We start from the raw sequence: 14,061 nt of genomic DNA, 5'->3' as shown, positions 1-14,061 counted from the left end.
ACCTAACATTTGGGTTAAGCAATCAAGACGCCTATTGTCGATTTTGAAATATGGCTTTAAAATCCTCTTTAACTCGTTGACTGAAACCATGATGTATACCTCTTTTTCGATAATCGAGATTATACACTTTTTGTTTTTATTTCAGCGCGTTACTGTCAATGCAAACTAACTAACCAATTAGTTTTGTCCGGTACAGAGGTCATTTATAATGAACTGTTGTAAGCTTAAAGTATTTCGTGACAAGAAGAGATAAGATTGCAAGGGATACGAGACGACCAATGGGAAGGAATAAAAGAAAGTTTACCTTAAAAAGAAAGGAATTCAGGACGTACTGGTAACGATAACAGGAAATTTATCAATGCTGTGATGTGGATTGCCCGCAAGAATGCAGCGTGGCGTACATTGCCAGAATCTTACGGGAAATGCTCGAGGGTTCACAAACGGTTGATAAGATGATCCAAAGCCAGTGTGTGGAAAATCATCTTCAATACCCTTGCAGCAAATTCTGATACGGAATAGATCATGATTAACTCCACAATGATTGGCACCCATCAACACGCCTCGGGCGCCGAAAAAATAGAGTCAATGGTGCACCAGAACAAATGCTGAGGCGCTTAGTAGGCGGTTTTAGCACGAAGATCCACGCTGCCGTGAGATGCTTTAGACACCTCCATCAGATTCATTGTATCGCCTGGTCAGTGCTCTGACTATACAAAAGCTCTTGATTTAATGAAGAATTTTGACTTTAAAATGCTATTGGCGGATAAAGGCTACGATGCCGATGACATTGTCCATTATGCTGGCAGCAACAAAGCAATCATTCCCCCACGATCCATGCGAAAAGTCTAGTTGAGCGAATGTTCAATACGTTAACCCATTTCAGGCGCTTTGCACCCCAGATATGACACACTTGCACACGCCTTTCTTTTCGTTTCTTTATTTTCCTGCATCATGCATATTCTAAAGTAAACTTAAATGTCGACACGTCCTAGACCAAATTTCTAACACAGTAGAAAATAAGTCATATAGGGTAAGATCGTGTTATCAAAAGAAGAAAACTGAGCCTAAAATGCTTAATGGTTCCAAAAAAACATTCAATAAAATCTCTTGGATTCTTACCATAGGAACGGGATGAAATGACAACTTTGTCTGCTTTTGTCCCACCCTATAAAATAAAAAAATTTCTGTCATCAGTTTTATTCCTCTGATCTGGATTGAAAATAAATTTAAGGGGAATTTTCTCAATTCCTCTACAAAAGTATAAATTTTGGTTATAAAACCATTCTTACTTCGTCCAAGCGTTTGCGCAGCTTGATGCACCTAATAAACTGTATTGGAGGTCGGTATCTACAAAATAAGACATCATTTTTTCCAAAATTATAGTTCTTTTCTTCCGCTTAAAGCTACACTGAACGCTTCGCCAGTGCTTCTAATAATGAGGTAATACAGCTCCCTACCCTAATTGCCTTAAACGCTTGTCTCTATCTCTTGATAGCTCGTTTTTTTAATACAAAGAAGCTGCCACGTTCTATTAAAATTTGTTCATACCACTTAACACAATTGTTTCAAACCAAAGAAATCAAGACACTTTTTTACAAAAATTCCTTGACGAAAATTCATTATTTATGCACAATAGTTTAGTAATTTTTAATTAATTGTTACTATGATAAGCACAAAAAAACAATATCTATCTATATTATTTTTTACTAGAATTCTTATTTCACAAGCTCGTGTTTTTGCTATTAGGACAAAAATCTTCAAACAGACGGTACTCCGGTTTTACCGGAAGTTGAACAGGAACCAAAGACGTACCAGCAGCTAAGAGAAGAATTTGACGCTTTAATAAAAGTATTAAGAGAGTTTGAAAATACAGTTAACGAAGATAAAAAAAACTGAAAAAAAATTACTCGACTCCTGTTCAAAGGGACGCAGCTGAAATGGTTGCAGAGTTTATAGAATTTTCTTCAGTCTTTGAAGAAAAACGCATAGCGATTAAGAAAAGAATAAATCTAATAATTCAGGAAGCTTTTAAATTTTGGGCAAAAAAATTAGTTCCCTTAATACACATTTTAGATTATGAATCTTCTTTAAAAGCACCGTCTATCAATATAAAAAAATTTTTATACCAAGCAAGATAAGCTGGTGAAGGATTTAGCAAATCATAAACAGTCTATCGATAAGCAAGAGACAAACAAAACCAGTAATAAAATTCAGCATGGCTTAAGGTCTCTTCTAAACACAGTTGCAGTGCTTGTAGCCCGAAATTTTTCTATTCAAAACACTTTGAAAGCGCAGAATGTACAATATGGCTTTATAAATCCTTTTAATACCCCTTTGCTCGATATGTAGGTCGTAGATGTAGATAAGGATCCTATAACTTGGCAGGCTAGGACGGCTATGCTAGCTGTAGAAGAAAATATTACGGAAGCTTTAAAAAACTGAAAAAAATTATTGGAGAGCAAGATCCATACAGTACCATGAGTGAAATGACGAATATCACAAAGGTTCTGAAAAAGCAGTGTGCACTGTTTATTCAAGAAAATTTTATGAGTCAAGGCATTTCGATAGAACTTCAAGATAGGAAAACTATAAAAAGGCTTCAAAAAGAGTGGCAAAGAAATTAAAGTGCTATTCAAGAAAGCAAGTGCTTGATACAGAAAGTAAGAAAAGCTAAAAAGAGTTGCAAGTCTACTTCGTATAAATTTCAAGACCGAACTAGGTTTGAGAGTTTAATGGAATTTTTAGAATACACTAATATAAAACTGATAAATACTGAATTCTATTATCCAGGACTTCGGGGCATATTTCCTCAGATAAATACAGCTTTGAAAATTGTAAAGCTGCGTTTGGACGGATGCAATGGTGGAGCAATATTTCGAGGAATCTATGAAGTCACGAAGCGTTCTATTGAAAAATTTGGGTTAAGATCATGAAAAATTTTTTGAAGTTATGCAGACAAAAACAATACTTCAAACCCAAAGTCGTTCCCTACCCCAAGAGCTCAGGAAAGAGCTCAAACGTAAATTTGATGAGATGGAAGAGAGAACAGACATTAGGGTTTCTGAGTGTTTAACACAAGTACAAGAAAAAACAAAAAATTTCTTTGAGGAAATTTATAATGCGTACCTTACGCAGTTAGCTCCATGGATGACTAGAGAAGAATTTGACCATTGTATTAAGTGGGAAGAAAAAAGAGAAAGTGTCCCCCTCGTCGTATTTTCAGAGTGCCAGAGTTCGGGAACAGAAGAAAACAGTAAACAATGGTACAGGTTTTCAATGTTCCAGAGTGAAGCAGTACACGGATCCCAATTAAACCAATTTTTAGAGGACCAGAGTGAAGCGGTGTACGAATTTTTAAATATGCTTACTAAAACGTTAATTAATACTGACAAGGCTACGTTTGATGCTATTACAAATTACATGTTGAGGAAAGAGAATTACAGCTGCGTTTCAGCTTTGATACAAGAGTATGATTCAGACGTTGAAGCTTTTGTAACGTTGTTGCGTAATGAAGAAAAGATTGCTGAAAAAGTCATTAATTTGTGTAATCAAAAAGGCTGAGCCTGAACTTTTAAGATAAAACTACGTACACGGTATTGCCTGACGTTACGAAGCGCCCTTTCCGAAGGGGGCTTTTTCATTAAATGAAGATAGGCTAAAAATCATACAAAACGCTGGCCATATTTTGCTTTCCCTATCTCCATATTCTTATGGAATCAAGAAAAAAATGTGCTTTAACCAAGCACATTGCTAGATTCTCTAACTGCTCTATAAATCAATTTTTTGCACACAACCTGCAGTGTGCCGTCATGAGTCTTGTGTACTTCAAACACTGCTAATGCTTTCTTTTGCTTAGGAAATGAATTGCTTTTTTCTTCAATCGTTACCCTATGAGCGTGTGAGCATTCTTCTTTTTAGCTATCATGCACCTAATTCAAGGTGATTTATTATATTTATTATAGGTCATTTGATTATGCGGACGTATTTTTCATGCGTATCACTAATAGCCTAAAAAAAGTCATGTTTGCGATCATGTTTACCAATATAATGTGTACATTTAATAAAAATAAATTAACATTTGACAAATATTACTTTGCGCATTACCTGATTGCTTTTTATTTCACTGGTCTTATTTTAGAAATCTGCTAAAAAAGGTTTCAAGGGTAACATAAGGATTGGCTTAATGTATCTTAATTCCAAAAAAATGTTGCCTAGTGCTGGAAGTATTGCTACTCTTTGATGAGCTATAAAGACGTGTTGACCTATTATATTAATTTCTATACTCTTCTAACTCCAGCTTATACAACAAACTTAGCTCTAAAGCTTTTCTATGATTCATAAAAAATAAAAAATAAAAATGTATATTCGTACTTATAACAAAAAATAAAAATTAACCTATGAAATGTATATTTTTTTTACTATTTTTTCTTTTTAATGTGGCACCAAGTTTATATTCCGGGAACTCTAATTTTAGTGAGCCTTACACTGCTTCCTCGCTCTATACCTCTTCTTCCGCTGCGGAACAATTTGGGAACCCAAAAGCTTCCAAAGTTCACACAGAGCTGGCAGATTTTTCTTCTTGGAATCTTCCTTTTTCTGTATTGGGACCTGACGCTAATCCTCTTAATGCTCTCCCGGCAGCTTTAGGAGGTCAAAGTCGCGTAGGGTCAGGAAATCTAATGCTACTCTTTAAGCACCGATGAGATCTGTTCCGCCAGTATATTCTAAAGACGCAAAGGTTTATTCTATATAAATAGTTTTTTTATCTCTCTATAGACATTTTTTTTTAATTCACCATGAAGGACGATATACGGAATGGGTGTTAGACGGTGAACGCATTTGCGTTCTCAAAGGAAACTTATATTTTAAGGTTAGAAGGGCTTGTCCGTAAAAGGGATGAAGTGCCACAAACATAGCTCCGTTCAAATCCGTAAATGCCACAGTAATTTGTTTTTGACTACAGAGGTTAGCCGTAAGGTCTAGCCCTAAAACAAATACAGGAGTTATTTGAAATTCCGCACCCATTCCCACAACAGCGCCTGGAAACCAGGTGGTTCTAGAAGGCACAACAAGGCGTGTTAAGCTGTTATTTTGAATACTCATGCTCATGCGCGTCATCATAAACCCCCCCTTTACGTACAAGAACATACGCTGAATGAGCGGACCAAATCGAAGCCCCGTGCTCCAGAATCCTTTGTTTCTAAATCTTAATTTTTCTTCAAAAGGAATTGGTGTATTCTCAGTTCCGGGATACCAGTATTGCCCTGGAAACAAAGCGCTCCCCCGGGCAGTACTTAGAAAACCATTCACAAAGTATCCTAAAGCCCATCCTTTTCCTCGGGTTCCTAAAATTTTAAAATCGTAGCCAGTTTCTATGCCTACTATAAAACCATTTTGGTGAAACTTTCGCTGTAATTCTTCGGGGAAAATTCGACCGAGAACTGTAGGACCTTGAGGAATTTCAATATCCAATAAAGATAAAGGGCTGCCCATACCGACTACTCGATTATTTTTAACCGAGCCTCCACAATAGCCCAAGTTTAAGCCCATAAATCCTCCTTCCCGGGCACAAGGAGTACAATTTTCTTCAATGGAATACCCTACTAAAGGAGACACAATACCCCCCACCAATACGAGTAGTCCCCAAAATGCACTCAATGAAAGAGAATAAGAAGGAATATGGTTCTTCATAAAAAAAATCCCACTCTTTTTTAAAAATCCATTATACACACCGAATACACCATTCTTGACCAATGTTTTAAAATTTGTTTTTAAGCCTAAAAAATACAAAAAAAAATTCATCATAACCACTAGCATTGAAAAAGTTCTTAGGAAATATATTATTCACAATTTTTTAGTGGTGTATAGAAATTTCCTAATGAAGCGTTACTTAAAATTGGACCTGAGATTAAAAAGCATCATATTTAGTTTTAAATTGATTCTTATCTACAGGCACGCTTATTAATCGCTAAAAATTTTTTATGTTGTTTTGGATTTATTAAAAATCCTAAGTTCCTAATTTAGTTTGAAATTTCTAAGATTAATTATTTACTAGGAAGGAGGACTAGAGTTTAGTAAACTTTAACTTAACACATGCCAGACTAAAAAGTAAAATAGTCTGTGAAACACAACTCTTATAGCACGTTTCTGCGTTAGGAAAAATAATTTCCGCGAACGTATTCGATATGTCATCCATAAGTTTATTGTCCCCAACAAATCTGAAAGCTTTTAATCAGGATAGAGGAAAATACTTTGATGTTTTTCTTAAAGAGAGGAGCACAGTTAAATGTAAGTTAAACCCTGGATTCATGGATAAAAGGAGGGAGTATAGTCAAGCTTGGAGATAATAAGAACGCGTGATCTAAGCGATGTAACAAATCATGACTGAAAGCTCATTAAAGATCATTTTGCATGGGGCAAGTATGGTAATAGAAGTAACCACGAAAAGAAAAAGCGTCTTAATAGATTAGTTTACATAATAAAAAGTGGCTACCAAAGCGAATACTTTCTAAAGATTTTCCACCATACTCCACGCTACCTTCGTTTTATCGAAGCTTCAGGATCAAAAGAATATGGGAAAAAGTACTAATCACGCTTGTCAAGATAAATTCGGATAAAAGCTGGTGAAAGTAAACACCCCAGCGATCGCAGGATTGATTCACACAGTGTCAAAACTACCGGGGCTTATGAACAACGCGGAATTGACGGAGGGAAAAAAAGGAACCTAAACGTCATCGTGTTGTGGATACACAAGGCATAGTGCACGGTACTGTTTATGACGCTAATCACCGTAGGGAGGGTGCAATGTTGCTCTGCAACACTATCCCGACAGTCAAAAGCGTTTTCGTCGATGCCGGGTATGGAAAAACCATGCTAGCGTTTGTAAGGAACGGTCTTAACAAGACAATTGAAATTTCAGAACCCCAGGATAGGCTGTGCTCGCCAAAAGATAGGTCGTTGAACGAACCTTTACTTGGCTCAATCATTATCCAAGATTGTCTAAAGCGTACAAAATCCTGTAGCAGCTGCCGAAAATAGAGTGATGATTGCGCATTCTATGGGCTTGTTAAGGCGGATCGCGCATCCATAAATACAGGCTCTGAGTATTCGATGCATTTTGAAGTGTACGTGCACTGAGCTTGGACTATATCTGTGCGGCCCATTCGCACCAGTATACTAAAAATGTCCACGGCCAGATATATTTTGGGGTGCAGACCGCTTTTGCACCGCTCATTTTATTGCTTTTCCGCCGCGTAAAGATACACTTTCATGTGGGTGGCATCCATCATAAGCCACCCAAAATCAGGATGGACACTGTATTTTTTAAGCAGTTTTTCCCAAATTCTCTTATTTCTCCAGCGAATAAATCGGCGATGAGTATTACTTCACCCGAAGTCATCAAACAGAAAATCACACCACGGGGCGCCCGTTCTCAAACTCCAAAAACCATATTAATAAATTGCTGATTCTTCTTTGCCAGACCATACCAACACCTCTATTGGCCTGAAATATGGAGTTCCAAAAGCTCCAAATGTTATGCGAAATATTGTGGTGACGATGAGCTTTTTAGGGAATTTTTGTATATCCGTGCATCTACGCACAATTTAATCTTGGGACTACACGTTCTAGGCAATGCAGTGAAAATAATATATTGATGCTTAATATAAGACACACCCGACGCACTTCAACTATTTTTTAAGACATTCTCTGTACAAGCTTTAATTTTTCATTTATGATCTCACATTATTTTAGAATTTTGCTTACCATTGAAACACCTATATCCGCTCATCATAGGGATAATTTTTGAAATATGGATTAGTGGGTGCACTGAGCCTGTTCCCCCTATCAACAGTGCGATCATTCAAAAATTAGCGCCCACTATGCCTGCTTTTTTTTCTGTGGCTCAGTTTATGAAAATTTTGAAAGAAGACGGTTTAGACAGTGCTTCTCGTTATGTAAACAGTGCACTTCAAGTAGCACCTAAAAATGCAGCACTTCATTTTTTAAATGGATTTTTATATGAAGAAATGGAGCGTATGGGAGATAAAGGAAAAGATGCGCTGGCAGGAGTTGCCTATAAATCTGCTTATATGCTGGACCCCAGCAATTCATTAGGGTGCTATTTGTACGGCTCTTATAAGCTGAGATTAGGGCAGTATGCGGAGGCACAACAATTTTTGACTTATTCTCATGTACTAAATCCAAAATCTATCGATACACTCTACAGCCTAGCCTACACTTCATATTATTTGCGAGACCTTCCTGTAGCACTTTCTTCTATTAAACGTGCTTTGGAGCTTAACCCTAAAATACCTGAAATTCAGCGCGCAGCGGCGATTATTTTTTCTGCTAGCGGCCAAGAAGTTCCTGCTCGAAGAGCGCTTGCTTTTTACGGACAGAAGGTCGGAGTCCGTTCTCCTTCCTATCTTAAAGTGCAAGAACGTGTAGATCAATGGCTGAATATTGCAGCACTGGCCCGGGAAAAACATTCGAAATGCACTCCTATTCCTAAAATTAATCCCACCCCAGAAAATAAGGAACCAGAAAGTTTATTCATTGATTGTTATATCGTATTTATACAGGAAGAAAATTATACTTTGCAAGGAAATAATTTTTTAGAGCAATTGTCTGTGGCGGTCAATTCAGGCAATGCATTGGCTGGTGTACAGCGAAGTCTTAAGAGAGAGACTCTCACTGATGCCACATTTCCTGTTACTGGGGAGTGGAAGAAAAGTTTTTCCCTTGGAATAGATTTGAGCCAGGCAACATACAGCTTAAACGTTGCTAACGCTCAGCGGCGGTCTGTAAATTTAGTGGCGCGTCCTACATTAAGCACCGTTGTAAGTAAACCTGCCACTTTTGAGGACGGATTGGTGTATTCCGCTGCTACAGAAGGGTCTAACGGGGGGGCATTGGTTAATATACCCACGGGAATTATAATTTCTATTACTCCAAGGGATGTGAAAATGGATGATTCGGTGATTATGGACGTATCACTTTCTGCGTCTACATTTTCCGCTGCACCAGATGCAGGTATTGGTATTTCTAATCAGCTGATCGAGCGCACAATAGGCACTGTAACTTCTACAGTAAAAGTGCTTATGGGACAGACCATTGTAATCGCTGGATCCAATGAAGTCACAACGTCCTCCAATGAAAATGAAACACCCGGTTTGGGGTCGATTCCTATTATACAATACTTTTTTAAGCAAAAAACTGCTAATCAAATTCGACGTAATATTTTGTACTTAGTGACAGTACGACGAAGTATAGAAAAAAAACCAAAATCTTTACCCCTTCTGACTCCTTCCCAAGCACAAAACTTATTGAAGCGAACAGGGTTTTGGGCGCTTGGGGAATACACAACCTTGTTCTATATTTTACAATTTTTAGAACGTTCCCCAATTTTTGCGGATTTTCGCTCCGGAGATTTAGCGGAACCAGTGAATACATTTTACATTATGAGTTTGGAAGACAAGTTATCCAATCTTGCAAGATTTTTATATTTTTAGGAGCGCCCATGAAGACATTGCTTAAAATCTTTCTTTGTTTAGGAGGCATAAGCTTTATAAATAGTTGCACTTTTTCTCCCTCTTCGGATAGTGACGTAAAGAAAAATTTAAGGGAATTATCTTCGCACCACAATGAATTAAGTAAAGTGTGGAGCGCGCTAGAAGAAGACGATCTTCAACGAGCTTCTAAAGAAATCAATATAGCACTTCAAATGTCTCCCGAAAAACCTGTATATCATTTGATTAATGGGTTGATTTATGAAAGTATGGATCAAAACATGGACCAACAAGGTCTTTCTAAATATGCCTATCAAGCTGCCTACAATCTAGACCCCTCCCACTATCTTCACGCTTATTTGTTAGGAATCAGTGAACTGGAAGATCAACAATATGTAGAAGCGCAGGCCCATCTAACCGAGGCACTGATTTTAAATCCAAAAAATCCCAATATTATGTATGCTCTGGCGTATGCCTCCTACCGCTTGAAAGATTTAGTGGTCACCCGATCTATGTTGAAAAAAGCACTAACACTGTGCCCCCGAGATAAAAAATTACTTCGAGGGATGGCGATTATTTCTGCGGCATTTCAACAATTTAATGAAGCACGTCGCTACGCTGCGCGCTATAGATCCCATCCAGATGTCAGTACAGAATCAGCTTATGCGTTAGATCAACGCATTCAAGATTGGGAAACTTCCTACCGTAACGCGCCAAAGCTTACTAAAATTGATACTGGATCTAGTTTTATTACGCCTAATCCTACGCCCGAAGGAGAAGTTGCTCCTGGGGGAACTCCCGGCGCTTTACCAGCAGATCAGTTAGATGATGTGACCAGCATCTTTTTTGATTGTTATTCTATGCAATATGAGGAGGTTGAAAGAGCCTTAAGTGGACAAAATATCATGAATGTTTTACAAATTGTTTTAAATGCCAGTCCTCTGGCCTCCGTGACCCGGGTTCTCAGTAGAAATACAGAAAGTTTTGCTTCCCCCCAACCTGTATCAGGAAGCTGGGACAAAAATTTTGGTATTGCAGTGTCGATGAACAGTTTAAGATACAGTCTAAACTTAACCAATGCTCAAACAGAAAAGACCAGTATTTTGGCTCGTCCTTCCATTCATACTGTTCTTACTAAAAAAGCTACATTATTATCTGGAGAAAATTATACCGGGGCAGTTTCAGGGTCCAACGGAGCTGCCGCAGGAAGTATTGAAGCAGGAATCGGATTAGAGATTACACCCCTTAGCTTATCTATAGAAGGGGTATTAACCATAAGCATTAAATTTTCTGGAAGCTTTTTTACAGACAATCCTGATCTTAGATCAGGCCTGGCTTCCCAATTGTTGAGTATTACCCGTTCTAAGGTGGTAACTACCGTTAAAGCAGTGATCGGACAAACGGTAGCAGTGGGAGGAATTTATACAAAACAAAATTCTGAAAATGTAAATCGCACACCTGTTTTAGGAGATGTTCCTATTGTTCAATATTTTTTTGGCAGCAAACAAAATTCTTCAAGAATTAACAGTGTTGTTTATTTAATCACTGCACGATTGGGAGGATCTGGACAGCAATTGAGTAAAATAGAACGGAAAAAAATAGAAAAAGCTAGAAAAGCGGTACACCGTCAGCTGAAAATGCGAGGTCTGATGTCGATAGGAGAGTTTTCAAACTGGTACTATATTTTTGGTTATCTTGAAAATTCTCCCTTATTTCTTAATTTTCGTTCGGGAGATCTTGAAACACCTCAATCAGAGATTAGTAGAGGAACAGATTTAGGGCAGCGCCTAAATCTTTTGGCTCAGTTTCTTTATTTTTAACGCTATCATTGACTATACCTGATGCGTAAAAAATCTAGAGTCAATATACTATTGAGCTTATTTGGTATGATCCATTTTGGTATACTTCTGGAGTATCCTGAATGGCAGCTAGTTCGCATCCTTAGCGGTATAGGGTTAGGTACTATCCTATGTTATGGGTTAGGAATTCGTCTGTTATATAAGAAAAAAAATGGCCACGTTTTAGGCATAAAACCTCAAATCTTTCAGTATAACAAAGATCCGTTTCATAGTGTGCTTCAGGCGCACTGTGCGCATCCAAGCGTTCTACCTCCCCACCTTAATCGTATCCAATTTTTAATCCTAAGTAATGGAAATTCTGCCTTCATCCTTAGTCTACCTCCCAAGAAAGGGGTTTTAATTTGGATTCCATGGTATCGCGCCCCTCGTAGGAAAGCGATGCAAAGCTGGGTATGGAGTCATCCACTTCATGCATGCGTTGTAAATGAAGAAGGAATCATACAGTGGTTTAGTCGCAGTTTGTTACAGTGGCTTTCTATACACAGTGCTATGCTTTACAAGCAACATTTTTCTGTACTCTTTCATACTACGCCTCCCAGCTGGGAGAATATAAAAAATCGTCATATTGTTCTTCTGATAGGAAGTGGAAAAGAGGCTCGTTCGGCACGTATTCGTATGGATCACCTTCCTCAGCATCCCAGACACAGTATGTTTTACTTTTTTCCTTGTGAGTATATGTACGCCTATGAAAATGATCTTCTATTTTTAAATGCTATTCCTTGTTCGGCTGCTTTATTAGATTCCCACGGAATTATCCGTAGTGCTAATGAGCAATTTCAGGAGAAATTTTTTTTATCAAATAGCAATGTTACATTAGGAACAACAATATCTTGTTTAAGTCCCCAATCTAAAGCCAAACTTTTTTCTGAATTACAGAATGCCCGAAAAAGAATTCAAAATTCTTCAATGTTTATGGTGCAATTAGAGCCCAAATATAGCGAATTGGGAGGAGACCACATGTTTGCTTTTTTGCAACCTTTTTCATCTTATGATGATAGGGTACTGTTCATTGTATTGATGATGTCCTTACCTCAAACTTTTTCTCCTCAGGAACAATTATCTCAACGTATGGAACTTTTAGGACAAGTTGCCAGCGGCATTGTGCATGACTTTAATAATTTGCTCACCGGTATGATTGGATTTTGCGACTTATTACTGCAACGACATTGTCCTGAAGACCCCTCTTTTCAAGACGTGCAGCAAATCAAGAATAGTGCTGTACGTGCTGCCCGGTTAATTCAACATTTACTAGATTTTTCAAAATCTATCCCTAGTACAGAGCGTGTCTTTTCTTTGCAAGGATGTGTACAAAATTTAATGCCCTTAATTCAGCGCATCATCGGACCTAAAATTTTTCTTAACTTTTATCACGGCGTTCAGTCCAGCACCATTTATGGAAATTTAGATGTCATTGAGCAAATGATTTTAAATCTTGCGATTAACGCCAGAGATGCTATGCCTAATGGAGGATCTTTAGATTTTGTATTGCAAACTGTTATAGCGAACGAGCCTAAATCCCTCACACAAGGGATATTAGATACAGGGCATTATCTTTGCCTGGAGGTAAAAGATACCGGTGTAGGAATCCCATCGGATATTTTACCCCATATTTTTGATCCATTTTTTTCCTCTAAAGAACATGGAACTGGCCTTGGTCTTGCCAACATCGCAAAAACTATCAAAGAGCTGAAAGGAGGAATTCATGTACATACTGTGAAAGATCGGGGCAGTACTTTTTCTGTATACCTCCCCCTTCACAAAGGAGAAGTGTCTTCTAAGAAACCCAAAATAACTCAACCTATCATTGCAACCGATACTGCAGAAGGAAAAATTTTACTCGTGGAAGATGAAGATCCTATTCGTCTTTTTTCTTCAAGAGTGTTACGAGAAAAAGGGTACGAAGTGATCGAAGCACGAGACGGTATCCAAGCATTGCAAATCATAAAAACCCATGAAAACATTGTACTGATTATTACGGACGTTATGATGCCGGGGATCGACGGTCCATCACTCATTTCTGAAGTACACAAAACCGCACCTCACATAAAAGCACTTTTCGTTTCGGGCTATCCTAAAGAATCTATTGAACTTTCTTCTCCTGGGCCCTTGATTAAAACTTATTTTTTACAGAAACCATTTTCGCTTACAGAGCTCGTAGCAAAAATTCAAGAAATCCTAAAATATAATTAAATCGATTGGTCAAATGATTCTATTTCGCGAGTCAGTACAGTAAATAGGCGTGTCGATATTTGAGTTTACTTTAGAATTATGAGTGCTGCAGCAAAATGAACGAAGAAAAGAAAAGCGTGTGAAAGTGTGTCATATACGGGTCTAACGCGCCTGAAATGGGTTAACTTGTTGACCATTCGCTCGACTAGAGTGCGTTTTTTATAAAGAGCTACGTCAAATATTTCTGGAGTTTTTCGCATAGATCGTGGGGGGGGTGACGGCTTTGTTACTGCCAGCAGCATAATGAACACTGTAATCGGCATCGTAGTCTTTATCCACCCATAGCGTTTTAAAGTCAAAATTCTCCATTAAATCAAGAACTTTGGTATAGTCAGCGCACTAACTAGGCGATAGAATGAATCTGATGGGGGTTCCTAAAGCATCCCCATGCAGCGTGAATCTTCGTACTAAAACCGCCTGCTACGCGCCCCAGCGCTTGTTCTTGTGTAACTTTGGTATAGTCA

The 14,061-nt window shown here is 38.0% G+C and carries 12 protein-coding genes and 1 pseudogene; 11 read left to right on the top strand and 2 right to left on the bottom strand.

Annotated elements, in window-relative coordinates:
• The first annotated feature begins 249 nt into the window (after positions 1-249).
• The 7 genes and pseudogenes from HCUR_RS09980 (at position 250) to HCUR_RS00500 (ending at position 4,703) form a co-directional block, all read left to right on the top strand.
• Positions 250-969, top strand: a pseudogene (locus HCUR_RS09980) (IS5 family transposase).
• 968 nt (positions 970-1,937) lie between these two features.
• Positions 1,938-2,138: a hypothetical protein gene (locus HCUR_RS00520; protein ID WP_104206296.1), complete on the top strand. Its 201-nt coding sequence runs from the start codon at positions 1,938-1,940 to the stop codon at positions 2,136-2,138.
• Between the two features lie 4 nt (positions 2,139-2,142).
• On the top strand, positions 2,143-2,349 hold the full coding sequence (locus HCUR_RS00515; RefSeq protein ID WP_104206295.1) for a hypothetical protein: 207 nt from the start codon (positions 2,143-2,145) through the stop codon (positions 2,347-2,349).
• A 128-nt stretch (positions 2,350-2,477) separates the two neighbouring features.
• Positions 2,478-2,624: a hypothetical protein gene (locus HCUR_RS08050; RefSeq protein ID WP_165780587.1), complete on the top strand. Its 147-nt coding sequence runs from the start codon at positions 2,478-2,480 to the stop codon at positions 2,622-2,624.
• Positions 2,625-2,732: 108 nt separating this feature from the next.
• The gene (locus tag HCUR_RS00510; protein ID WP_129591785.1) at positions 2,733-2,933 is read left to right on the top strand and encodes a hypothetical protein; all 201 of its coding nucleotides are present in this window, start codon (positions 2,733-2,735) and stop codon (positions 2,931-2,933) included.
• 16 nt (positions 2,934-2,949) lie between these two features.
• Positions 2,950-3,561 carry a hypothetical protein gene (locus tag HCUR_RS00505; RefSeq protein ID WP_104206293.1) on the top strand — a complete coding sequence of 204 codons (612 nt, stop codon included), beginning with the start codon at positions 2,950-2,952 and terminating at the stop codon, positions 3,559-3,561.
• Positions 3,562-4,397: 836 nt separating this feature from the next.
• Positions 4,398-4,703 (top strand): hypothetical protein, encoded by a 306-nt coding sequence (locus HCUR_RS00500; RefSeq protein WP_104206292.1) that lies wholly within the window; start codon positions 4,398-4,400, stop codon positions 4,701-4,703.
• A gap of 88 nt (positions 4,704-4,791) precedes the next feature.
• On the opposite strand, the gene HCUR_RS00495 is transcribed toward HCUR_RS00500, so the two are convergent.
• Positions 4,792-5,691 (bottom strand): hypothetical protein, encoded by a 900-nt coding sequence (locus tag HCUR_RS00495; RefSeq protein WP_129591784.1) that lies wholly within the window; start codon positions 5,689-5,691, stop codon positions 4,792-4,794.
• 1,050 nt (positions 5,692-6,741) lie between these two features.
• Between HCUR_RS00495 and HCUR_RS00490 the strand changes: the two genes are divergently transcribed.
• The 4 genes from HCUR_RS00490 to HCUR_RS00475 all read left to right on the top strand — a co-directional run bounded on the left by HCUR_RS00490 (position 6,742) and on the right by HCUR_RS00475 (position 13,558).
• Entirely contained in the window at positions 6,742-7,038 is a 297-nt protein-coding gene (locus tag HCUR_RS00490) for a hypothetical protein (RefSeq protein ID WP_104206290.1), read from the top strand.
• Between the two features lie 728 nt (positions 7,039-7,766).
• Entirely contained in the window at positions 7,767-9,512 is a 1,746-nt protein-coding gene (locus HCUR_RS00485; RefSeq protein ID WP_104206289.1) for a hypothetical protein, read from the top strand.
• A gap of 8 nt (positions 9,513-9,520) precedes the next feature.
• Positions 9,521-11,329, top strand: coding sequence for a hypothetical protein (locus HCUR_RS00480; RefSeq protein ID WP_104206288.1), 1,809 nt, complete (start codon positions 9,521-9,523; stop codon positions 11,327-11,329).
• Between the two features lie 21 nt (positions 11,330-11,350).
• Positions 11,351-13,558, top strand: a complete 2,208-nt coding sequence (locus HCUR_RS00475; protein WP_104206287.1) for a hybrid sensor histidine kinase/response regulator — start codon at positions 11,351-11,353, stop codon at positions 13,556-13,558.
• 213 nt (positions 13,559-13,771) lie between these two features.
• Here the strand turns inward: HCUR_RS00475 and HCUR_RS09730 are convergent, their stop codons facing one another.
• The gene (locus HCUR_RS09730; protein ID WP_279337372.1) at positions 13,772-13,906 is read right to left on the bottom strand and encodes a hypothetical protein; all 135 of its coding nucleotides are present in this window, start codon (positions 13,904-13,906) and stop codon (positions 13,772-13,774) included.
• Between the last annotated feature and the right edge of the window lie 155 nt (positions 13,907-14,061).

This window comes from Holospora curviuscula (assembly GCF_002930195.1).
Lineage (GTDB): Bacteria > Pseudomonadota > Alphaproteobacteria > Holosporales > Holosporaceae > Holospora > Holospora curviuscula.
The sequence above is the reverse complement of the archived record's forward strand: the minus strand, read 5'-3'. Positions and strand labels throughout refer to the sequence as shown.